The 20,433-nt window shown below is 43.5% G+C and carries 20 protein-coding genes; 5 read left to right on the top strand and 15 right to left on the bottom strand.

Annotated features, from left to right (window positions below; all coding sequences use genetic code 11):
• Positions 1 to 111: 111 nt before the first annotated feature.
• The 3 genes from lepA to ACLI08_RS02955 all read right to left on the bottom strand — a co-directional run bounded on the left by lepA (position 112) and on the right by ACLI08_RS02955 (position 6,342).
• Complete coding sequence (lepA, locus tag ACLI08_RS02965; protein WP_411426965.1) at positions 112 to 1,908, bottom strand: translation elongation factor 4; 1,797 nt, start codon at positions 1,906 to 1,908, stop codon at positions 112 to 114.
• A gap of 216 nt (positions 1,909 to 2,124) precedes the next feature.
• Positions 2,125 to 2,424, bottom strand: a complete 300-nt coding sequence (locus ACLI08_RS02960) for a hypothetical protein (RefSeq protein WP_411426964.1) — start codon at positions 2,422 to 2,424, stop codon at positions 2,125 to 2,127.
• A gap of 198 nt (positions 2,425 to 2,622) precedes the next feature.
• A complete protein-coding gene (locus ACLI08_RS02955) occupies positions 2,623 to 6,342 on the bottom strand; it encodes a beta strand repeat-containing protein (protein WP_411426963.1) in 3,720 nt (1,239 codons plus the stop codon).
• Between the two features lie 269 nt (positions 6,343 to 6,611).
• On the opposite strand from ACLI08_RS02955, the gene dusB reads away from it, so the two are divergent.
• The gene (gene dusB, locus ACLI08_RS02950; RefSeq protein ID WP_411427372.1) at positions 6,612 to 7,604 is read left to right on the top strand and encodes a tRNA dihydrouridine synthase DusB; all 993 of its coding nucleotides are present in this window, start codon (positions 6,612 to 6,614) and stop codon (positions 7,602 to 7,604) included.
• Between the two features lie 48 nt (positions 7,605 to 7,652).
• Here the strand turns inward: dusB and ACLI08_RS02945 are convergent, their stop codons facing one another.
• The 11 genes from ACLI08_RS02945 to ACLI08_RS02895 all read right to left on the bottom strand — a co-directional run bounded on the left by ACLI08_RS02945 (position 7,653) and on the right by ACLI08_RS02895 (position 15,364).
• Complete coding sequence (locus ACLI08_RS02945; RefSeq protein WP_411426962.1) at positions 7,653 to 8,693, bottom strand: hypothetical protein; 1,041 nt, start codon at positions 8,691 to 8,693, stop codon at positions 7,653 to 7,655.
• A gap of 6 nt (positions 8,694 to 8,699) precedes the next feature.
• Positions 8,700 to 9,155, bottom strand: a complete 456-nt coding sequence (locus tag ACLI08_RS02940; RefSeq protein ID WP_411426961.1) for a T9SS type A sorting domain-containing protein — start codon at positions 9,153 to 9,155, stop codon at positions 8,700 to 8,702.
• 138 nt (positions 9,156 to 9,293) lie between these two features.
• A complete protein-coding gene (locus ACLI08_RS02935; RefSeq protein ID WP_411426960.1) occupies positions 9,294 to 10,079 on the bottom strand; it encodes a Bax inhibitor-1/YccA family membrane protein in 786 nt (261 codons plus the stop codon).
• Between the two features lie 260 nt (positions 10,080 to 10,339).
• The gene (gene proC, locus ACLI08_RS02930) at positions 10,340 to 11,116 is read right to left on the bottom strand and encodes a pyrroline-5-carboxylate reductase (protein WP_411426959.1); all 777 of its coding nucleotides are present in this window, start codon (positions 11,114 to 11,116) and stop codon (positions 10,340 to 10,342) included.
• 159 nt (positions 11,117 to 11,275) lie between these two features.
• Positions 11,276 to 12,013: a hypothetical protein gene (locus tag ACLI08_RS02925; protein ID WP_411426958.1), complete on the bottom strand. Its 738-nt coding sequence runs from the start codon at positions 12,011 to 12,013 to the stop codon at positions 11,276 to 11,278.
• 84 nt (positions 12,014 to 12,097) lie between these two features.
• Entirely contained in the window at positions 12,098 to 12,505 is a 408-nt protein-coding gene (locus tag ACLI08_RS02920) for a hypothetical protein (RefSeq protein ID WP_411426957.1), read from the bottom strand.
• A gap of 14 nt (positions 12,506 to 12,519) precedes the next feature.
• Positions 12,520 to 13,302: a hypothetical protein gene (locus ACLI08_RS02915; RefSeq protein WP_411426956.1), complete on the bottom strand. Its 783-nt coding sequence runs from the start codon at positions 13,300 to 13,302 to the stop codon at positions 12,520 to 12,522.
• A gap of 120 nt (positions 13,303 to 13,422) precedes the next feature.
• Positions 13,423 to 13,629 carry a helix-turn-helix domain-containing protein gene (locus ACLI08_RS02910; RefSeq protein WP_411426955.1) on the bottom strand — a complete coding sequence of 69 codons (207 nt, stop codon included), beginning with the start codon at positions 13,627 to 13,629 and terminating at the stop codon, positions 13,423 to 13,425.
• A 3-nt stretch (positions 13,630 to 13,632) separates the two neighbouring features.
• A complete protein-coding gene (locus ACLI08_RS02905; RefSeq protein ID WP_411426954.1) occupies positions 13,633 to 14,313 on the bottom strand; it encodes a DUF2975 domain-containing protein in 681 nt (226 codons plus the stop codon).
• Between the two features lie 11 nt (positions 14,314 to 14,324).
• Positions 14,325 to 14,846, bottom strand: a complete 522-nt coding sequence (locus tag ACLI08_RS02900; RefSeq protein ID WP_411426953.1) for a hypothetical protein — start codon at positions 14,844 to 14,846, stop codon at positions 14,325 to 14,327.
• Between the two features lie 11 nt (positions 14,847 to 14,857).
• Positions 14,858 to 15,364: a DUF2975 domain-containing protein gene (locus tag ACLI08_RS02895; RefSeq protein ID WP_411426952.1), complete on the bottom strand. Its 507-nt coding sequence runs from the start codon at positions 15,362 to 15,364 to the stop codon at positions 14,858 to 14,860.
• Positions 15,365 to 15,511: 147 nt separating this feature from the next.
• Between ACLI08_RS02895 and ACLI08_RS02890 the strand changes: the two genes are divergently transcribed.
• Entirely contained in the window at positions 15,512 to 16,657 is a 1,146-nt protein-coding gene (locus ACLI08_RS02890; protein WP_411426951.1) for an aminotransferase class I/II-fold pyridoxal phosphate-dependent enzyme, read from the top strand.
• Here the strand turns inward: ACLI08_RS02890 and ACLI08_RS02885 are convergent.
• On the bottom strand, positions 16,632 to 17,768 hold the full coding sequence (locus tag ACLI08_RS02885) for an AI-2E family transporter (RefSeq protein WP_411426950.1): 1,137 nt from the start codon (positions 17,766 to 17,768) through the stop codon (positions 16,632 to 16,634). The genes ACLI08_RS02890 and ACLI08_RS02885 overlap by 26 nt on opposite strands.
• Positions 17,769 to 17,929: 161 nt before the next feature.
• Here ACLI08_RS02885 and ACLI08_RS02880 point away from each other — a divergent pair, with 161 nt between their 5' ends.
• From ACLI08_RS02880 to bioA, 3 genes are read left to right on the top strand one after another with little or no spacing between them, the layout of a single operon-like run.
• Positions 17,930 to 18,343 (top strand): DUF2007 domain-containing protein, encoded by a 414-nt coding sequence (locus ACLI08_RS02880; RefSeq protein ID WP_411426949.1) that lies wholly within the window; start codon positions 17,930 to 17,932, stop codon positions 18,341 to 18,343.
• 45 nt (positions 18,344 to 18,388) lie between these two features.
• A complete protein-coding gene (gene bioD / locus ACLI08_RS02875; RefSeq protein WP_411426948.1) occupies positions 18,389 to 19,012 on the top strand; it encodes a dethiobiotin synthase in 624 nt (207 codons plus the stop codon).
• Between the two features lie 52 nt (positions 19,013 to 19,064).
• Positions 19,065 to 20,336 (top strand): adenosylmethionine--8-amino-7-oxononanoate transaminase, encoded by a 1,272-nt coding sequence (bioA, locus tag ACLI08_RS02870; RefSeq protein ID WP_411426947.1) that lies wholly within the window; start codon positions 19,065 to 19,067, stop codon positions 20,334 to 20,336.
• The last annotated feature ends 97 nt before the right edge of the window (positions 20,337 to 20,433 follow it).

The following is a 20,433-nucleotide window of genomic DNA, read 5'->3' as shown; positions in this document are numbered from 1 at the left end:
TTTACCCCACTAAAATAAACAAAAAACCCGGCACAATTTGCACCGGGTCTTTCATCTATTATCTTGTGTCTTCAAGTCTTACTACTTAATACTCGCTACTTAATACAGAATTTAGTCGTTCAGTTTCAGTACCGCCATAAACGCTTCCTGAGGTATCTCTACGTTACCCACCTGGCGCATACGCTTTTTACCTTTCTTCTGTTTTTCAAGAAGCTTACGCTTACGCGAAATATCACCACCATAACATTTGGCGGTAACGTCTTTACGAAGCGCCTTAACCGTTTCACGGCTTATAACCTTAACACCAATAGCTGCCTGAATAGGAATATCAAACTGTTGGCGTGGTATAAGCTCCTTCAGCTTTTCGCACATTTTTTTACCAATATTGTAGGCGTTATCCTCATGGATAAGTGCAGATAGTGCATCTACACCCTGGCCGTTTAGCAGTACATCAAGGCGTACCAGCTTAGAGGTGCGCATACCTATAGGCGAGTAGTCAAATGAGGCGTAGCCTTTAGATACGGTTTTTAGCCTGTCGTAAAAGTCGAATACAATTTCGGCAAGCGGCATATCAAAGTTAAGCTCTACACGCTCTGTGGTAAGATAGGTTTGGTTGGTAATAAGACCACGCTTTTCTATACACAGGCTCATAACATTACCCACAAAATCCGACTTTGTAATAATAGTAGCCTTAATAAAAGGCTCCTCTACGTGGCTCAGTTTAGAAGGTTCCGGCAGGTCGCTAGGGTTATTTACCACAATTGGCTTGTCCGGGTCTTTTTTAGTATAGGCAAGGTAGCTAACGTTTGGTACGGTAGTAATAACCGTCATGTTAAACTCGCGCTCCAGGCGTTCCTGTATAATTTCCATGTGCAGCATGCCCAGGAAACCACACCTGAAACCAAAGCCCAGCGCCGCCGAACTCTCTGCGGCAAACACCAGCGAAGCATCGTTTAGCTGTAGTTTCTCCATAGAGTTGCGTAGCTCCTCGTAGTCTTCGGTATCTACCGGATAAATACCCGCAAATACCATTGGTTTTACATCTTCAAAACCACTTACCATGTTTTGGGTAGGGTTTTTAGCATCGGTAAGGGTGTCGCCCACCTTTACCTCTTTGGCTTCCTTAATACCGCTAATCAGGTAACCCACGTCTCCGGCGCTTACCACCTGTTTAGGAACCTGGTTTAGCTTAAGGGTGCCTATTTCGTCGGCAAAGTACTCATTGCCGGTAGCCATAAATTTAATCTTCTGGCCTTTTTTAATTTCGCCGTTTATTACACGGAAAATTACCTCAATACCACGGAACGGGTTGTATACCGAGTCGAATATCAGTGCCTGTAGCGGCTCTGCAGGGTCGCCCTTAGGGGCCGGTATGCGTTCTACAATGGCCTCAAGTATTTTATCTACCCCAAACCCGGTTTTACCCGATGCAGGTATAATGTCTTCCAGTTTACAGCCCAGCAGGTCTACAATGTCATCGCTCACCTCTTCAGGGTTAGCACTTGGCAGGTCTACCTTGTTTAGTACCGGGATAATTTCCAGGTCGTTTTCCAGCGCCAGGTAAAGGTTACTTATGGTTTGCGCCTGTATGCTCTGTGCGGCGTCTACAATAAGCAGCGCGCCTTCGCACGCCGCTATAGAGCGCGACACCTCGTAGCTAAAATCTACGTGGCCCGGGGTGTCTATAAGGTTTAGTATGTATTTTTCGCCGTTGTGGGTGTACTCCATTTGTATGGCGTGGCTTTTAATAGTAATGCCTCGCTCACGCTCCAGGTCCATATTGTCCAGCAGCTGTGCCTGTTGCTCACGTGCGGTTACGGTTTGTGTAGCATCCAGCAATCGGTCGGCCAGGGTACTTTTACCGTGGTCAATGTGGGCAATAATACAAAAGTTCCTAATGTTCTTCATCTTCGTCTGTTATCATTAATTGGGCGTGCCGGCTTTCACTGCGTTGCAGCCGTCGCGCTATCCGCGGCGCACGGCGCCCTGCTGCTATCGCTCACGCGGGCCTTACCTGTAAAGGTAGGTGTTTTAATCGGCAAATATAGTTAAAGTTAGCGGGTTTTAAAATAGGTGGTTATAGTATAAAAAAATACCCGCTTATGGGCGGGTTGGTTTTCTTTTTTAGCAAAGGCCAAGGTGTTTTTTGTTCAGCGCGTAGGGTATTAGTATCGGGTCTTTCTTTTTCCTTATCCTTTTCTGGATTTTGCTTTCTGCAAGCAGCTCACGCTGTGCAAAAAACAGGTTTAACGCATTTCCTATCCCTGTGGCTGCTTCTTTATCAAAAGCCGAATAGCCTTTTGTTGTTTCGGGCAGGGCAGGCAAAACATTAGTGCGCTGGGCATTAATTTTTCCGGTACACAATAAACACACTACAATGCTGACCTTTAGTAAGGTGTGGTCAAAGCATTTCATGGTTGTCATATTATTTTTGGGTAGAGCAAATATAACACTTTATTTAATTTCTTAATATTTTGTTAACGATAAAATGCGCTTTTGTGTCGACGAAAGGCGTGTATGATTCTGACGAATATCATTTTTAATCGCTGAACTACCTGATTGCCTATAAAAAAAGCCCTGCCAAATGTATGGCAGGGCTCATGTGTTTTATTTATGTTTTAATTAATAAACCACTTTCTTGTTTGTTACAGCACCATCCTGGGTAATAACGTTTACAAGAATCACCTGGCTTTCGGTGGTTACGTCGTTAACGGTAACCTGGTTTTGGCCTATGTTATCTTTTTTGTAAAGAACGCGTCCGTTGATGTCGTGTAGTGTTATGGTTTTAATAGTAGCGTTTGTTGTGCTAACCTGCAGGCCGTTGTTGTTTTTATAAACTACAACCTGGTTTGCAGATTCGTTTGGCGTAGCTGTGCCCAGTACGGTGGTGTTGTACAGTACTTCAAAACGGTCGTTAAACGTTCCGGCTTCTGTGGCGAAGCTATAATTACCATCGGCAAAGTTGTGTACTGTGCCGGTAACGCTGTCTTTAAGGTATACCGCTTGCCCGGTGCTAAATGTACCGGTTTTATCGGTAAGGCTAATGGTGTACGTTCCGGGTTGTGTGGTTGTAAATCCGGTTGGTACCCTGTCAGTATCTGTAAACGCTGCACGTGCCTGTATAACCATCTTATCTGTATTTTGAAGTGTATACAGCTGGAGTGCGCCATCGGCAAAAGCCTTACCATCGTAACCAAAGTCGAAATCATTGGTTGTAACAGAAGAATAGCCCAGTACTGTGGCGTTATATGCGCCGTTTTCAGCACTTATGGTAAGCGTTAGTTTAGATGGATTTCCTTCCGGCTGTGCCTGGCGGAAAATCTGGTTTGTATTGGTGTTCCTTCTCATTGCATTTGTAAAGGCTACCTGGGTAGTACCCGGTTTTACCTTTACAATAAATCCTTGCCCTGTGTTAATAGTCCAGGCTGATTGTTGCCCGTCTATAAAGGCCTGCCCGGCTGCATCTCCGCCTGTAGCCTCGTTGCGGGCATAGGCAAATTTGGTGATGGTTGCATAGCTTGGGTTAGAGCTGTTGTTTCTCTTTCTCCAGAAGTATAATGTACCGTCTGCAAGCGAAGCCGCGTTAGTATCAATAAAGTTAAATACGTTTATTGCAGATGGATAAGGGTTACCAATGGCGTTGTAGCCTTGCCCTTCGGCAGCAACTGCGGCGTAAATCGTACCGTTATTTGGTGTACCGGTAAATACTCCCGGGAAAGCTATTGCTGTAGTTTCTTCGTTATAACCCGGTGCTTCGGCGGCATTTGGCATACGTATAAGGTATCCTTTTGCTACGTCAAACGTGGTTGTAGATGTGCTGCTTAAGTTAGGCACTCTTGCATACACGTCTGTTGCCGGTTTGTAGGTATAAAAACGCGTGTTTACCGTATTTGGCGAAAAGCCAAACAGGTTTTGTCCGGTAACCGGGCTGCTCCATAAGGTGTAGTCCAGTTTATAAAGGCTGTTACTGTTACGGGTTATGGTTATTTTTCCGTTGTTATTACTTGCAGTAGCGGTAGGATCCTGTAACAGGTTAGCATTGTTTTGCAGGGTAAACGTAGCCGATGGATCCACGGTTACCGCGCCTTGCACCTGAATATTAGTGCCGCTGTTTGCAGTAAGCGAAGTGTTTGGCTGTAGGGTAAGGGTTTTTGCCAGTGCCGTTATTGCCTGAGATATTATAGGCTGGTTTGCCGTTACGGGTATGGTTACATCGTCGTTTAGGGTAGGTACAGCATTACAGCTCCAGTTATTTGGCGTGTGCCAGTTGCTGCTTACAGCGCCTGTCCATGTAAATGATGTAATCGGCGAAATGATAGTAGTACCCGATGTTACCGATGCACAACTTCCGTTAGTTACTACAGCCCTGTAGTAGGTAATTTGGCTTACAGAAGGGTTAGTGTACGATGCCGATGTAGCTCCCGCCACATTAGCCCATCCGCCTGTACCGCCACTGGTGGTGGTAGTTTGCCATTGTATGGTTCCGGTGTAGCCGCTTAGGGTAACGGTAGCCGGTGCACCCGGGCAAACGCTTTGATTTCCGCTTACGGTTCCTGCGACTGAAGACCCGAACACTGTATAGGTTACCGGGGTAGATGCAGTTTTAGCACATTCGTAACCGCTTGGGTACACTTCTGCGTAATAAAAACGGGTGCCTGCCACGTTAGTTGGCGGCGTGTAAGTAGAGGTATTGGCACCGCTTATAAGCGTTCCGCCGGTAGTGCTGTTTACCGTGTTGCTGTACCACTGGTATACTGGTGAATTTCCGTTTGCATTTACCTGAATGGCTACAGGATTGTTTATACAGGTAGATACATCGCCAGAGGCAGATAATATCACGGTGTTAAGGTAGGCGCTGTTGCTAAACGCGGCTCCGCCCGGGTTGCTTACCACACAGCGGTACACACCATTGTCCTGTGCTGTAATGCCGGTAACGGTTAGGGTTGCAGTATCTGTTCCTGAATACGTAGAGCCGGTGCCCGAAGGGCCATTGCTTATAGGGTTACCGTTTTTTTCCCAATGGTAGGTAAGCTCTGTACCTGTCGACGTAAGCGTTACTGTAAACGTTGCCGTAGTGCCGGGGCACTTTGCCACGCTTTGTGGCTGGCCCGAAATCTCAGGGGCCGGTACCTGGAATGAGCTGCGGTTATACGCCATAAACGCCGGGTCGCTGGTGCCGCTTGGCATTACCTTAAAGCTGGCTACCTGTGTTCTGTTTGTTTCGTTGATGCCAAAATCAGACAGCTTGTACGCTGCAACACGAATTTGGCGTGTGTTTGCACCTACTGTTGTCCATCCGTTTACGGTAGCAGTATTTAGCGGTGCGCCTGCCTGCAGGGTAAAGAAATCTGTTTTGTAGGTTCCTAAAGGGTTAATGCTGTTTAGTGCTATCTGTACCGGGCTACCTACAATATTACCATTGCTGTCTAAAAAGCAGTATACAGAAAATGAGTTGTCGCTAGGGTCGGCAATTTGGCTTACCATAATGTCTGGCACTTCGTCTGTAGCCACTCCTGCGCTTATATTTGTAGCCTGAAATGTTAGTACCGATGTAGATGGGAGGTTGGTTACTCCGGTGCCTATATTAAGCCCACGGAAACCATCAATAAGTACATCGCGCACCGAAAGTCCGTTTACGGTTGGCGCAGTAGGTACTGCATTGTTTGCGTCGCCGTCTACACGGCTGGCCAGTACAATCAGGTTAGGGTTATTAGTGCCTGTAGGCACGGTGCCGTCTATATTGTTAATGGGTAGTGCACGCCAGTTACCTGTAGTGTACGCTCCCGTATTAGCATTTGCTAATACGTTAGTAACATCCTGCTCTGGCCCGGTGCTGTACAACGTGTTGTTGTACTGAAAAGCCATAAGGCTGTGCCCGGTATCCGGTTGTACGCTGCTGTTTGCGGTAGAAGTAGTGCTCCAGTAGCCGTTGTAGTTTGTAATGATCCGGGTAACACCTGCCACTGCTGGTGTGCCTGCCGGTGCGGTATAAGTGTAGCTAAATGCTGCCCCGGCTGTACTGCCGTTATACACACGGATGGCGCGTGTTGCCGGTGCCGACCCTACAGCAGTTACGGCAGGGACTACCACCTTAAGCTGGGTGGCCGATACGTAAGTAACCTGTGTAGCGTTTACATAAGCGGCAGCTGTAGATGAGTCTGTGCCGGTGTAAAAACGTACCGTGCTGGTATTGGTAAATCCGGTGCCTGTAAGGGTTACCGTAGAGCGTTGCGTAACATTACTCGGTGCCATACCGGTTACCGTTTGGGATAATGCTACTCCTGAAATAAGTAAAAGGCAGAGCATTGCCATCCACTTGAAACAAGTAGTTGTTTTAATCATATTTAACTGGTTTTGAGAGTATAAACTTTCTTTTTGAAGTGAGGGGACTCACGCTGCAAAATAACCTCATAATCAGTAGTTTTTCTGCTAATGGGCTGTTAAAAGTGGTAGTTCGACCTGATTATTAACATTTATTTTACATTTGAATGTTTATCTGTTAATTAATTTAAGGTATTAACATAATGTTTAAGTATAATTGGCAGGTTGTCAGTATTTACAGCTCGTGCGGTTATTATTTTAATTTGTACCTTTGCCCAAAATGCTGCATGATGGTTAAGATTGGTAATATAGAACTGCCCGAATTTCCGCTTTTGCTGGCCCCTATGGAAGATGTTAGCGACCCGCCTTTCCGCAGGTTGTGTAAAGCCCATGGTGCTGATCTTATGTTTAGCGAGTTTATTTCGAGCGAAGGATTAATACGTGATGCTATAAAGAGCCGCCAGAAACTTGATATTTTTGATTACGAGCGTCCGGTAGGTATACAAATTTTTGGTGGGGATGAAGAGGCTATGGCCATGAGCGCCCGCATTGTAGAAACGGTAAACCCTGATCTTGTAGATATAAACTTTGGCTGCCCTGTAAAAAAGGTGGTTTGTAAAGGTGCCGGTGCCGGTGTGCTTAAGGACATAGACCTTATGGTGCGCCTTACCAAGGCGGTAGTAAACAGTACAAGCCTTCCGGTAACGGTAAAAACCCGACTGGGTTGGGATGAAAATTCAATAAATATAGATGAAGTAGCCGAACGCCTGCAAGATGTGGGTATAAAGGCATTGTCTATCCATGGGCGTACGCGTGCCCAGATGTATAAAGGTGAGGCCGACTGGAGCCACATAGCACGTGTGAAGAACAATCCGCGTATACAGATACCTATTTTTGGTAATGGAGATATAGACAGCCCTGAAAAAGCGGTAGAATACAAAAACAGGTACGGTGTAGATGGTGTTATGATAGGCCGTGCTGCCATAGGGTATCCGTGGATATTTAACGAAATAAAGCACTTTATAGCTACGGGCAATCATTTACCTGCTCCTACCATAGCAGATAGGGTAGAAGCCGCCCGTAACCACCTTATATGGTCTATAGATTGGAAAGGTGAGCGTGCCGGTATTAACGAAACCAGAAGGCATTATACTAACTACTTTAAGGGTATACCAAACTTTAAAGAGCACAGGCAAAAACTGGTTACCAGCGATGAGGCGGTGGATTTGTACGCCGCCTTTGATGAAATCCTGCAAAAATTTGGCGAAAGCCAGCCGGTATAAAAACAAAAAACTCCGCCTTAAAGCGGAGTTTTTTATGGATCGTATTTTTTACTGGGCTGTTACGGTATATGGGCTACCTATACCTGTACTGTTTAGATTGAGTGTAATACGGTAGCTTCGGGTTGTGGTAGAAGCCGGGAATGGTATTTCTGAGGCGTTACCATCATCAATGCTGCCATCGGTAAGGTTATCACCGTAATAATAATTTCCTATTATAAATTGGAAATTACGGAAACGGGCTTCTAAGTCGGTGCTTGAATATACATTTGTTACGGTACAGCTTAGTGTATTTGTAGCAGCGTTATATGTCATAGGTATATCTCCGTTAAAGAAATATGAATTGGGTTGCACCCTTACTGATATATTTTCTATGTTAACACTATATATTCTATTTCCATTCTGATCGGTTCCCTGGGTGTAAACCTCTATTGCGTAAATTCCGTTTGACTGAATGGCAAATCCGGTAGCATTTGCCGCAAGATTGTTTTCGGTACCTTTACCGTAAAGGACGGTAGAAGTTGTAGATGGTGTAAATTTAATTTGGCTTCCGGCAGTAAGATATTTAAAACATCTAAATGAAGAATCGCCTTGCATTTCTACAGCTGTAGCCGGGTTAAATGAGTTAAATGTACCACACATATAAAGACTTGAGAAACTTGCTCCTGTTCCACTTCCGTTGCCAGATCCTATTCCCGCAACGCCGCCCGCATACATGGCGTATGGTACAGAAAGCAGTTGAGATGCGCCTATAGTTACGTAGTTGGTGCCGTTAGTTACATCCAGTTCTACTTTAAGGAACTTAGCGTTTTGAGCCCAGTTAATGTTTGCAAATGTGCCTGTAGTAGGTGTACCCATACCTATGGTAAGTGTAAAAAGGCCTACGTTATTTGTAGTAGGGTTGTGTGTTTCTACATAAGACGCATTGCCGGTAGCGCTGTTTTCCAGTATGCTTAGCCGTACACGTACGGGAGCTGAAGCTACCGCTGCACCAGAACTGTTAAGTGCTACCGCCTGGTAGCTAAAGCCCTGTGGAACCTGGGCAAAAAGAGTTGTACAAACTAATAATAGCAGTAAGTATATTTTTTTCATGGTTGGTTATTTTTTTACAATTTTAATAGGTTTAATGTTTTGCTCGGCAAAGGTTAAGAAGTAGGTTCCTGCAGCAAGTGCCGATAGGTTAAGTACGTTTCCGTTTGCGGGCGGAAGGCTTATCCGGGTACCTTTAATGTCATAAAGTACAGCGTTAGAGAGCATGGCCTGTTGTGGTAATTCTACAGTTAAATAATCGTCTACCGGGTTTGGGTAGTATTTTACACCCTGCATTTCTGCATAGTCATTTACGCCAAGGCTGCCAAGGGTTACCTTTGTAACAGACCCAAGTAAGCCAGATGTAAGGTTGTTAGTGTTTTGGGGCACAACGTAGATTTCGCCTACCACGTGCGAAAAGTTGTTTACCGTTAGCCCGCTTGCGTTGTTGTGGCCTATTCCGCTTTGGGCGAAACCGGCGGACACGCCAAGCAATGTGGTGAGTAAAAGTAGTGTTTGTTTCATGTACGGGTCGGTGAAATTAATGTGCTAAAGTATTAATTCTGATGTTATATACCTAATTTTTTATATATACCTCTATAAAATAACAAAGGTTCTGCACAATGCAGAACCTTTGTTAAAATATATCAGGCTGTCTTAAAATTAGTTTCTGCTTTGCAGTTTAGAAAGTAGTCGCAAAATTTCCAGGTATAACCATACAAGGGTTATAAGAAGCCCCATGCTGCTGTACCATTCCATATATTTTGGCAGGTTGTTTTTAGATCCTTCTTCAATAAAGCTAAAGTCCATAAGCAGGTTAGCTGCTGCCAAAACAATAAGGAACAGGCTAAAGCCAATGCTCATAAGAGAGTTTCCGTGGTGAAACGGTGTTATGCCTCCCAGCCAGCTAAACAGGAATGCAATAAGATAGTAAGTAACAACCGCCATCATAGAGGCAATAACAATAGACTTAAAACGCTCTGTAACTTTTATAATCCTGAAACGGTACAGGGCAAGGCAAACGCCAAAGGTAAGCAGGGTGCCCATTACTGCCTGTAGCACAATTCCGGTGCCTTTTCCATAGGCTACCTCTACGTACATTGAAACACTACTTATAAAAACACCTTCAAACAGCGCGTATGCAGGTGCCAGATACATAGCGTTTTTCTTAGAAAAACCGGCTGCTATTACACATACAAAGCCAGCTATGGCACATGCTATTGCCGCCGGTAGCGGGTTAATGCCGTATGCCAGCATTACAAACGGTGCCAGCGCACCTATAGCTAAAAGCCCAAACAGGATAAACGTTTTATTTATGGTGCCACGCACCGTCATTACCTGGTTAGCATCATAAACATACACAGGGTTACCCGCTGCATCGTACATTTTGGCATTGTTGCCACTATACGCTTTTTCTGAAAGGAATGGATTTCTTGATTTTTCGTTCATTGGTTACGTAATTAATTCGCAATGTAAATATAGTGCTTAATAATTGAATCTGCATCGAAAAGTATGCCATAGCGGTTGCTAAAAAATAAAAAAGGGAAAACGTTATGGTTTTCCCTTTTTTTGCCCCCAAAAATACCGTAAAACTTAATTTTACTAATGCTATTTTATGGTACAAACATACATTGTAAATTAATACTATGAAAATTAATTAGATGTATATTAAATAAAAGTCGATGAAATGCTTCTTTATGACAAATAGCTTAACCTTTAATTTGCTTTAAAGACGTTTTTATCCCTTTTATAAGCGATGAGCTAAAGCCCTCGTGCTCCATTTCGTTCAGCCCGGCTATGGTGCATCCCTGGGGTGTAGTTACCTTATCTATAAGCTGCTCAGGGTGTGCACTTTCTTTAAGCAGCATTTCGGTAGCACCCAGTGCGGTTTGTGCTGATATGGCCAATGCAGTTTTAGCATCAAACCCTATTTCTATGCCCGCCTGCATACTTGCCCTTATGTAACGCAAGGCAAAAGCAGTACCGCAGGCGCCAAGTACCGTTGCGGCATCCATTAGTTTTTCGTCTATAATTAAGGCAGTGCCTACTTTGTCAAACAAATCTACCACCGGCTGCACTTTTGCAATATCCTGTGCCAGTGCCGAAATACAGGTAGCCGATGCGCCATACTGGGCGGCAATATTTGGCATTATGCGTACTACTGTATTGCTATCGGCTACTATGCCATGTAGTTGATCTAAGGTAACGCCACTGGCAGCTGATGCGATTATTTTTCCGCTTATGTGTGGCAGGATTTCCTGGAGTACAGCTTCGGCTTGCCAGGGTTTTATGGCAAGTATTATCATGTCTGCGCCTGTTATGCCCTCTATATTGCTTGCAGAGGTGCGTATGCCGTATTGTGAAAGGTGCCCTATAAGGGCTACGTTACGGCGCGTTACGGTAATGGTGTTTCCGGTTGTGTACTGCGCCAGCCCTACAGATATGGCTGTGCCCAGGTTACCTCCGCCTATAATATGTATATTCATAATCAGCTGATTTAAATGATAGTGCCTAATATAGCGCTTGTTGTGTTTCGGTGGAAATAATTTATTTGTTAATAAAGCTATACCTAAATTTTACAAGCATGATGTAATGAAAAAAGCGCCCTCTTGGGGCGCTTTTCGTTTTACTGTATAGCGGTCGTATTACTTGTAAGTATACGATGTGCTGTAAATATATACCCCTCCGTCTTCATCTGTCGTAGTAGTTGTAGCGGTTAAAGGGTAGTTGCTGTTGTCATAAACATAGTCTGTAACAATAGTACTTTTAACCATACCATCAAGGTCTTTAATAACTACCTTTTTAGGGTTGTTTGCCGGAAGCAGCATTTTAGCCTTTACCAGTTGTTCGCTTTGTGGGTTAAGGCTAAAGTTAATGTTTACATTGTTCAGTACTTCAATAATACCGGCAGCTTCCATAGTGCTGTAGTAAGGGTTTGGCTTGTTATCATAGATAATTTCGCCCTCGTATGTTGCCAAGATAGTGTCGTCCCAGTCGCGCTCATATATCTGCACTTTAACAGGGTTTCCGTTACTGTCGTATTGTAGCACGCGGCCTATTTCAAATCCGTCCTGAGGTGTACCCGTTACTTCGGTCATAGTAAGCACGTCTGAAGAACCGCCTATGTTTTTAAGGTGGCCGTCTTCGTATGCAAAAAAGGTAGTTTCAGTACCATCTGTAGCGCTGATTACTTTTCCTGCGGCGTCATAGTTTACAGAAAGCGTAGCAGCATCTGATGGACTTTCGGCCGGAATAGTGGTAACCGACTTAATGTATTTTTTGTTGCTGTTGTTTTGATTTGAGTTGTCTGAGTCATTGCTGGTGCATGATGACATAACGATAATGGCAAGAGCCGACAGCCCTACAATCAATTTGTTTTTCATTTGGCAGGTTTTTTAAAATTTCAGTAAGCGAAATAACTAGATTTTTAGCTTAAAAACAACAAATTATTTAATTTTTGTTAGAAATCATAAAGTTTGTCTTATTTCTCTTACCCGTTTTATGATGACGATACAATGATACAAAGTTTCCCAGAGTATAATACTGAGTAGCAAATAGGTAAAGTAGACCGTAATTAGAGACAGCCAAAACCATGGTGCAGCACCCCATGTTACGGCGGGCCAAAACATTGCTGCCCCGGGAATAATAGAAAGTATTCCTGCGGCATACTTTGCATTAGTATACGACTTAAAATACAGTAATCCGAAAATGAAATGTATGCAAAACAGTGAGGGAATAACAGCCATACCCAGCCCGTGCCCCACACTGCCTGTAAATATAATACTGCCCATTAGCACTACAACAGGTACGGCAATTATAAGTGCAGCAAGCAATATGTAATAGCGAAGGCGTTTTTTTAGGTTGTAATTAAGCATTTTTATACTTGGTATTACTCAATTTCGTACGCGCCTATAGCCGTTACATCATCCTGGGTGAATTTTAAAATCTCGGTAGTGGCAGGGTATCCCGTAGACAGGTATTCTTCTTTAACCACACCACCAAGCCTGTTGCAAAAGAAATCCAGGTTAGCTTCGGCAAATACATAAAAGAAGTCGCGTGCCGGAAATATCCCATAAAAAGGATAACCAAGCTGTACGCCCATTTGCTCCTTAAACCCGTACGAAAACAGCAGTGCACCTTTTAGGGCATGTGCCTCTGTATCTATATATATGAGTTCGCGGTCTTCTACTGCTGTAGCGTTTATGCTGCTTTGCCTTAATAAAGCTTCGGCATTAGCAAAGGCCTGGTCTCTTAGTGTTTCGCTGTCTATTTTCCAGGTGTCCAGCTCATTTTGGGTAATATAAACCTGAGACCCGCCGGTTTCGTACACAAAAACAGCCGCTAACATAGCCGTTACCGGGATGTGGATTAACGTGCTAAAATCAAATTCATGGTTTTGAAACGACATGTACACTGATTCTTTGGCTTTTTCCCAGTTCCGCGGTACTTCGGCACCGTGCTCAGCCAGTGCAGCGGCTAGTGTTTTTGCAGGGGTGTCGTCGCCTGTTTGCAGGTACTCTTTTACAAGATTGCCGGTGTTTATTTTCAGGGCGTCTTCTCCCTTTTGTATCAGCATAAAGCCTTGCTCATCTGTGCTTAATACGTTAAGGCCGTGACTTGCTAAGGCTTCCGAAAATATATTAAGTATGTTTTCTGTCTTTTGGTTGTCCATTATTGTATGTGCTTACCTGTTTCGCAATGCGTTATTATAGTACTGAGTATATGCCAAAAGTAAGGTAAAATAAATTGCGCACCACCTGTAGTATTTAATTTTAAAGTAACAACTAAGGTGTTAGTCGTTTACATATTCCATAATATCTCCGGGCTGGCAGTTTAGTTCCCGGCATATAGCCTCCAGGGTACTAAAGCGTATGGCTTTTGCCTTACCGGTTTTAAGTATAGAGAGGTTTGCCGTGGTAATGCCCAGCCGCTCTGCCAGTTCGTTGCTCCGCATTTTACGTTTGGCAAGCATTACATCGAGGTTTATAACTATAGGCATAGGCTAAATGGTTAATTCGGTTTCCTGTTGTAAATCATACCCATGGTTTATTAGTCGTGCCACAACAAGCAACAACACGCCTACAAAAAACACCACAAACGATGTGCTGCTTCCCGGTGTGATTTCCATGAGGGCAGTAGGCTTGCAGCCGCTTATCTGCGGTATGTACTGCATTTGTGCAAAATTAGCGGCTATAAGTTTGTCTGTTACAAACGCTATACACTGGTAAATTATAAGGGTATTGCCCATATATTTTACATATTTAGAGAGTGCGCGGTTAAAGGAAAAATTGGTTTCCAGCCTTGCCAGGAAAAGATTGAGTAGCCGTAACACCACAAGCCAGGCTATGGGCAAGCTTATAATTTGCAGTAAGATAAGAAAAGTGGCAAACGTTGATTTTGGCATTACATACATAGTTACTTCAGTAGAAGATAATGACAACGTTTTGGCTGATATGGCCGCATACCTCTCATTGTCTGTAAAAAGATCCTGCTGCGTTACGTTTTCTCGTGTCGATGGTTTGGTAAGAGACACGTTTACATGTATAGGATAGGTTCGATCCGAGTTATTGTCTACAAACTTTATTTCATCGTAGAGTATTAAGGCAGCAAATGCCAGCCCCAGCCAAAACAATACGCGTACAATACCGTTTAGTTGCCATAAAAAGCGGGAATTTGATTTCATTTTCTGATGTATTAAATGGTTAATTCGGTTTCCTCAAGCAAAATTTCTCCCTGTTCGGCCATGCCGGCTATTATAAGGATAAATTTTCCACAAAAAGAAAATACAATTAATGGTACAAATTCACTAAAAAGAGAGAATATATCAGATAAACACAACGCTCCAAAGATGCCAAACAGCGCGTATTTTAGGAACGCAAACCTTATTATTGCTATCCCTGCTTTGTATAGTCGGTCTGAGGTTCCGTGGCTAAAGGTGCCTTTCTTCGCAATGTCTGAAAACGTTAATCTAAGGTTATTTACACCTACAAAAAGATAGGCCATTACAGCGGCATAACCAATCAAAAACAAACTTGTTTCTGTATCTGACGGGGGCGTTAATGCATAAAAATTTCTAGATATAAATGAATTGGCCATTTCAGGTACTTTGTTTACTATGCCAGCCAGGCCAGCCACAAAAGTTATCCCTATGTATACAGAAAATGGGATAAGTATAATCAACAATGCAGTGGTTATTATGCTAATGTTTTGTTTCATAAAATATTAACTTAAATGGTTAGGTTCGCTTCGTCTTTAAGGATTTTTGCACTTGTAAATACATCAGACAGTGCCATAAGCAGTAAGCCTGTAGCCGGTAACAGGAATGTAGCGAGGTCAATATCAATATCGAACCCTATAAAATTTTCGTATGTCAAATAAAAGCTTCCGTTTATAAAGCCTATCATAAAACTTAAAAGTATCATTTGGCCTGCCTTTTTAAAGTGCGCTGATACGCGGGCATCAAAAAATATTCTTTTTTCAAAGAGCTTAACCAACTCTTTCATTCTGTAAAGCGCATAAGCGAAGCAAGCGGTTTCTGCTAACATAAGCAGCAGGTGCGGCAGTATATAACGTCCCACTCCGTTAAGGGTTTCTACTTTCAGGTGTAACGTTGGAGGCATTAACTGCGGAAAAGCACTAAACATTAAGGTAAACGGAATGCCAAAAACTATAGTAATTACACAAATGGCAAAGCTCACGCTTAATAATACTCGGAGTATAAGGATGTTTTTCATAATGCGTTAAAGATGTTTTGTTAGTTGAATTTGATAATTTGTTTTCGACAAAAGTAAAAAAATTGTTGAAAAACAATAATTTTTAATTGACAAAAAGATAAAACTGCCGCCTGTTAAATTTTAACACATTTTCCTATATTTGAAATAATGAATGATTTCCCCTTACATCTTGCAGAAAAACTACAACAGCGCATTGCTGAAAATGCCCTGCGCACACCCGGCACTACAGCAGGCCTGATTGATTTTTCATCTAACGATTATTTAGGGTTGGCTGCATCAGACCAACTTTTTGAGGCTACAAACCAGTTGTTGTTACAAAGAAATATAAAGGTTAACGGTGCTACCGGTTCCCGGCTTATAACCGGTAATCATGAGCTGTATAACGAAGCTGAAACTTTGCTGGCACAGTTTCATGAAGCCGATAGTGCTCTTATATTTAATTCTGGGTACGATGCTAATGTGGGGTTTTTTAGCGCGGTGCCGCAAAAAGGGGATGTGGTTTTGTATGATGAATACATACATGCCAGTATACGCGACGGGCTTAGGCTGTGCGGGGCACAATCCTATAAGTTTCAGCATAATGATAAAGAGTCGTTATATAAACTTATAGAGCGGTATCGTAGCAAGGCTACAGAACTATATATTGTAACCGAATCTGTTTTTAGTATGGATGGCGATACGCCAAACCTGGAGGCCTTTGCAGATATAGCCGAGCGCTATCGGTGCCGCCTGGTTGTAGACGAAGCGCATGCTGTAGGTGTTTTTGGTGACAGGGGACAAGGGTTGTTACAGTCTTACGGACTGCATAAACGTGTTTTTGCCCGGCTGGTAACCTTCGGCAAAGCTATGGGATGCCATGGTGCAGCAGTGCTGGGCAGTAAAAACCTTACGGTTTACTTGTCTAATTTTGCCCGGAGTTTTATATACACTACAGGATTGCCACCCCATTCATTAGCCGCCATAATAAGCAGTTACAATACAATAATTGATAATCCGCTTACTGTAAGTAAGCTGCATATAGCTATAAGCGCCTTTAAATCAGAAACAGAACGCTGTCATCTTCCGTTTATACTCAGTTATAGTGCTATTCATTGTATTATAGTGCCAGGTAACGAGCGTGCCCGTAAAATTGCAGCAGAACTTCAGCGTGCCGGGTTTAGCGTTAAGGCTATATTATCGCCTACGGTGCCTGTCGGGCAGGAACGCCTGCGTTTTTGTATCCACGGTTTTAATACCCGCCCGGACATGAGCCGCATGATGGATGTGCTTACAAATGCTCTGCGGTATCTGTAGCAGCCGGTGGCACAGGGGCAGGAGTAGGCGGTTTGCGCCTTAGACGTGTGCGCAGCCAGTCGCTGTCTTCCTCGCCAAACAAATAAGCGTAGGGCTGTGTAGCCGGGCTTAGTTCAAATAGCTTTTTCATAATGGCTATGGTTGGTATTATGAGTATCATGCCCACAATACCCCATATTGCTCCGCCTATAAGCAGGCCTATAAACGTCACCAGCGCGTTAAGGTTTACGTTGCTTCCGGTAATTTTTGGCGTAAGGAAAGATCCTTCTAAAAGCTGAATAATAGTAAAGGCTACTACCACCGCTACCGGATAAAATAAGCTGTCTTTAGTTATAAGGGCAAACGTAAACGGAAGTATGGCCCCCAGGGCAGGCCCCACGTAAGGAATTATATTCAGCATACCAGCCAGCACCCCAAAAAATATAGCGTGCTCTATGCCCAGGGCAAATAATACAGCGGTGTTTACCACTGCCAGTATGCACATAACCTTACCGGCACCCATTATGTAAGCGTGCACTATTTTGCGTATAGATGTTAGCTTTCTCAGCAGGAAATCATTGTCTTGTTTGCGAAACACCCTTGTTACAAATACTGCCAGGTGGTCCCTGTATATAAGCAGGAAAAAGATAAATACCGGTAGCAGTATTATATCGCTTAAGGTATTAAGGGTGTCCAGTATCATTTGGGTGGGCTTAGTGTTTTCATTGCCCACCATTTCCACGGCTTTTTCCATTTCAAAGCCGTTTGGCATACCCAGGTCTGTGCCAAAGGTGTCTTTACTCCATTTGTTAGCTTCAATAACAAACTCATTTACCTTTGTAGTAAGGCCGTCGCCCAGGTCGTGGCAAAAGCCGCGCACCTGCAGGTAAATAAAAAAGAAGATGCCACCCAGTGCCGCTACAAATATCAGCAGGCATATAAACGCTGCCAGCGAGCGCGGTATTTTGTACCGCTCCATACGGTTACACGTACTGGTTAACAGCATGGCTATGTATCCTGATACCAATAGGGGGACCAAAAGCTCTTTTGCTACTATCATAAAAAATACGATAATAATAATCAGCAACATTATGGCTAGTGTGCGTAAGTAAGGTGGTAGCCGGAGTTCCATAGCGGGCAATGTGTTAATTTTAAGAATATTCTTCAAAATTAGACTGAAAACGCATAAATGTTTGGTAACGAATTACTAAAGTATTGATAATATGCGGTGTGAGTATTTAACACTTGCTAATGCTTGCCGAGTGTAAGTGTTTGTTCCCTAACTTTGTCTTTATGAAACCACAATTTGAAAAAATAGCCGTATTTCAGTATTCTGCGGAAGCGCTTATCTTTAAAGGAAGGCTTGAGGCAGATGGTGTAGAGGTATTCCTTAAGAACAATAATACCATAGATACAGATCCGCTGATTAGTAACGCCATAGGTGGGGTACAGCTTTTTGTGCGAAGCGAAGACGTTATCAGGGCGAAAGAAATACTGCAATCTGTACCGCGTTATGCTTTAGATAATTCCGGTAATGCTATCCATTGTCCTAATTGCGGTTCTACCGAGATTGAGGTAATGAGTACGGTGCGCGATCGCGGCGGATTTTTGGCTTTTTTGCTGGGGTTGGTTTTAAGTGCTTTGCCCTTTTTTATAAAGTACAAATACCATTGTAACCACTGTAAGCACGAGTTTGAAATAAAGTAAAAACGGCGGCACACATCGGCAGCCTTAAAGAATATAATATACGACATGAAACTATTTATTACAGGAATAGGCACAGATGTAGGGAAAACAATTGCATCGGCCATTGTAACCCAGGCACTGGAGGCAGACTACTGGAAACCCATACAGGCCGGCGACCTGGATAATTCCGACAGCCACAAAGTAAAACGCTATCTAAGTAACCCTGTAACAAAGGTGCATGCCAATGCTTATGCCCTGCACACCCCGGCCAGCCCACACCTTGCGGCGGCTATAGATGGTGTTGCTATTTCGGTACAGGATATTAAAGAGCCTGCTACAGAAAATCCGCACCTGGTAATAGAAGGGGCAGGAGGGATATATGTGCCTGTAAACGCTACACAAACTATAGCAGATCTTATACAACCAGATTATAAGGTAATAGTGGTATCGCGCCATTACCTGGGCAGTATAAACCATACGTTACTTACGGTAGAAGCACTTAAAAACAGGGGTGTTGTCATTGTCGGTATTATTTTTAACGGTGATGAAAACCCGGCTACAGAGCAGGTTATACTAAGTATGACGGGGCTTAATGTTATAGGGCGTATAAACAACGAGCCTTATTTTGATGCTAACGTAGTAGCTGCCTATGCCGATGATTTTAGGGAGGCTTTGCTTGCTCTGCAGTAGGGGGCAGCCTGACTTTTTTGTTTAAACAGAATTTTTAAAAAATATTCAGGTTTTGGAAAACACATTATATACTGGTGCTTTATGGCATCCGTATACACAGCATAAAACAGCATTGCCGCCCATAAAAATTACGCGTGGTGAAGGCGCCCAGCTTTGGGATGAAAACGGTAAGGAATATATAGACGCCATAGCCAGCTGGTGGGTTAATCCCTTTGGGCACAGTAACCCGTATATTGCTAACGCCATTTATAAGCAGCTTACTACTCTGGAACATGTTCTTTTTGGCGGTTTTACGCATGATCCTGCACTGAAACTTGCCGAAAGGCTAATGCAAATTTTGCCAAACAACCAAAAGAAGTTCTTTTTTAGCGATAACGGTAGTACTGCTGTAGAGGTTGCACTTAAGGCTTCGCTACAGTATTTTTACAACAAGGGCGAAAAACGTACCCGTGTCATTGCATTTGAAGATGCTTTTCACGGCGATACCTTTGCGGCCATGGCAGCCAGTGGTATTTCGTTTTTTACCGAGGCCTTTAAAGGTTCGCTTATAGAGGTTGCCCGCATACCGGTGCCCGTTCCCGGAAAGGAGCAGGAGAGCCTGGAGGCGCTGCAATCGTTAGTTGCAACAGAAGACTTTGCTGCTTTTATTTTTGAGCCCCTTGTTCAGGGTGCTGCAGGTATGGTTATGTACAGCCCTGAAGCTCTTACCGATTTAATTAATGTATGTAAGGAGCATGGCGTATTTACCATTGCCGATGAGGTAATGACCGGCTTTGGTAAAACAGGTAAAAATTTTGCGTGTGATTATCTTACCGCACAGCCCGATATTATGTGTCTGAGCAAGGCGCTTACGGGCGGTACAATTCCTATGGCAATTACCAGCTTTACCGACCATATTTTTAATGGTTTTTATAGCGATGATGTAAATAAAGCACTGTTTCATGGGCATACCTTTACTGCAAACCCTACGGGCTGTGCAGCTGCGCACGCCGCGCTCGATTTGCTTTTACAGGAAACCACCATGCAAAGCATAGCCCGCATTACCGAAAGCCACACCGCGTTTATGCACAAGATGCTGAAACACCCGCGTGTAAAAACCGCACGGGTACTGGGTGTAATAGTGGCATTGGAAATAAAGCGCGACGCAACAGAGTCTTACTATGGTGATTTTAGGAATAAGCTCTACCGGTTCTTTATAGATAAAGGTGTTATACTACGCCCGGTGGGTAATATTGTATATGTGTTAACGCCGTATATAATAACTGAGCCCCAGCTAAACCGCATTTATGAGGTAATAGAGCAGGCACTGGAGGAGGTGTTTTAAGCAGGGTGCGCTTTGTGTTTTTGTTTAAAATAAACGCTGTTCCGACTTTAGGAGGTTAAGGGGTTTCTGTAAACATATTGAAACCCGGTGCCTTAAA

The sequence above is a fragment of the Flavobacterium sp. RNTU_13 genome (genome assembly GCF_046614455.1).
Lineage (GTDB): Bacteria > Bacteroidota > Bacteroidia > Flavobacteriales > Flavobacteriaceae > Flavobacterium.
This window is presented reverse-complemented; position numbering and strand designations above follow the sequence as displayed.

Bases quoted from the DNA above. Each gene is read 5' to 3' on its own strand.
- ACLI08_RS02920 (WP_411426957.1), bottom strand. From the start codon at position 12,505: ATGCTTAATTACAACCTAAAAAAACGCCTTCGCTATTACATATTGCTT.
- ACLI08_RS02925 (WP_411426958.1), bottom strand. From the start codon at position 12,013: ATGAAAAACAAATTGATTGTAGGGCTGTCGGCTCTTGCCATTATCGTT.
- ACLI08_RS02885 (WP_411426950.1), bottom strand. From the start codon at position 17,768: ATGGAACTCCGGCTACCACCTTACTTACGCACACTAGCCATAATGTTG.
- ACLI08_RS02935 (WP_411426960.1), bottom strand. From the start codon at position 10,079: ATGAACGAAAAATCAAGAAATCCATTCCTTTCAGAAAAAGCGTATAGT.
- bioD (WP_411426948.1), top strand. From the start codon at position 18,389: ATGAAACTATTTATTACAGGAATAGGCACAGATGTAGGGAAAACAATT.
- ACLI08_RS02890 (WP_411426951.1), top strand. From the start codon at position 15,512: ATGAATGATTTCCCCTTACATCTTGCAGAAAAACTACAACAGCGCATT.
- ACLI08_RS02945 (WP_411426962.1), bottom strand. From the start codon at position 8,693: ATGAAAAAAATATACTTACTGCTATTATTAGTTTGTACAACTCTTTTT.
- ACLI08_RS02955 (WP_411426963.1), bottom strand. From the start codon at position 6,342: ATGATTAAAACAACTACTTGTTTCAAGTGGATGGCAATGCTCTGCCTT.
- ACLI08_RS02880 (WP_411426949.1), top strand. From the start codon at position 17,930: ATGAAACCACAATTTGAAAAAATAGCCGTATTTCAGTATTCTGCGGAA.
- ACLI08_RS02915 (WP_411426956.1), bottom strand. From the start codon at position 13,302: ATGGACAACCAAAAGACAGAAAACATACTTAATATATTTTCGGAAGCC.
- ACLI08_RS02905 (WP_411426954.1), bottom strand. From the start codon at position 14,313: ATGAAATCAAATTCCCGCTTTTTATGGCAACTAAACGGTATTGTACGC.
- ACLI08_RS02900 (WP_411426953.1), bottom strand. From the start codon at position 14,846: ATGAAACAAAACATTAGCATAATAACCACTGCATTGTTGATTATACTT.
- ACLI08_RS02910 (WP_411426955.1), bottom strand. From the start codon at position 13,629: ATGCCTATAGTTATAAACCTCGATGTAATGCTTGCCAAACGTAAAATG.
- ACLI08_RS02940 (WP_411426961.1), bottom strand. From the start codon at position 9,155: ATGAAACAAACACTACTTTTACTCACCACATTGCTTGGCGTGTCCGCC.
- lepA (WP_411426965.1), bottom strand. From the start codon at position 1,908: ATGAAGAACATTAGGAACTTTTGTATTATTGCCCACATTGACCACGGT.
- ACLI08_RS02895 (WP_411426952.1), bottom strand. From the start codon at position 15,364: ATGAAAAACATCCTTATACTCCGAGTATTATTAAGCGTGAGCTTTGCC.
- dusB (WP_411427372.1), top strand. From the start codon at position 6,612: ATGGTTAAGATTGGTAATATAGAACTGCCCGAATTTCCGCTTTTGCTG.
- ACLI08_RS02960 (WP_411426964.1), bottom strand. From the start codon at position 2,424: ATGACAACCATGAAATGCTTTGACCACACCTTACTAAAGGTCAGCATT.
- proC (WP_411426959.1), bottom strand. From the start codon at position 11,116: ATGAATATACATATTATAGGCGGAGGTAACCTGGGCACAGCCATATCT.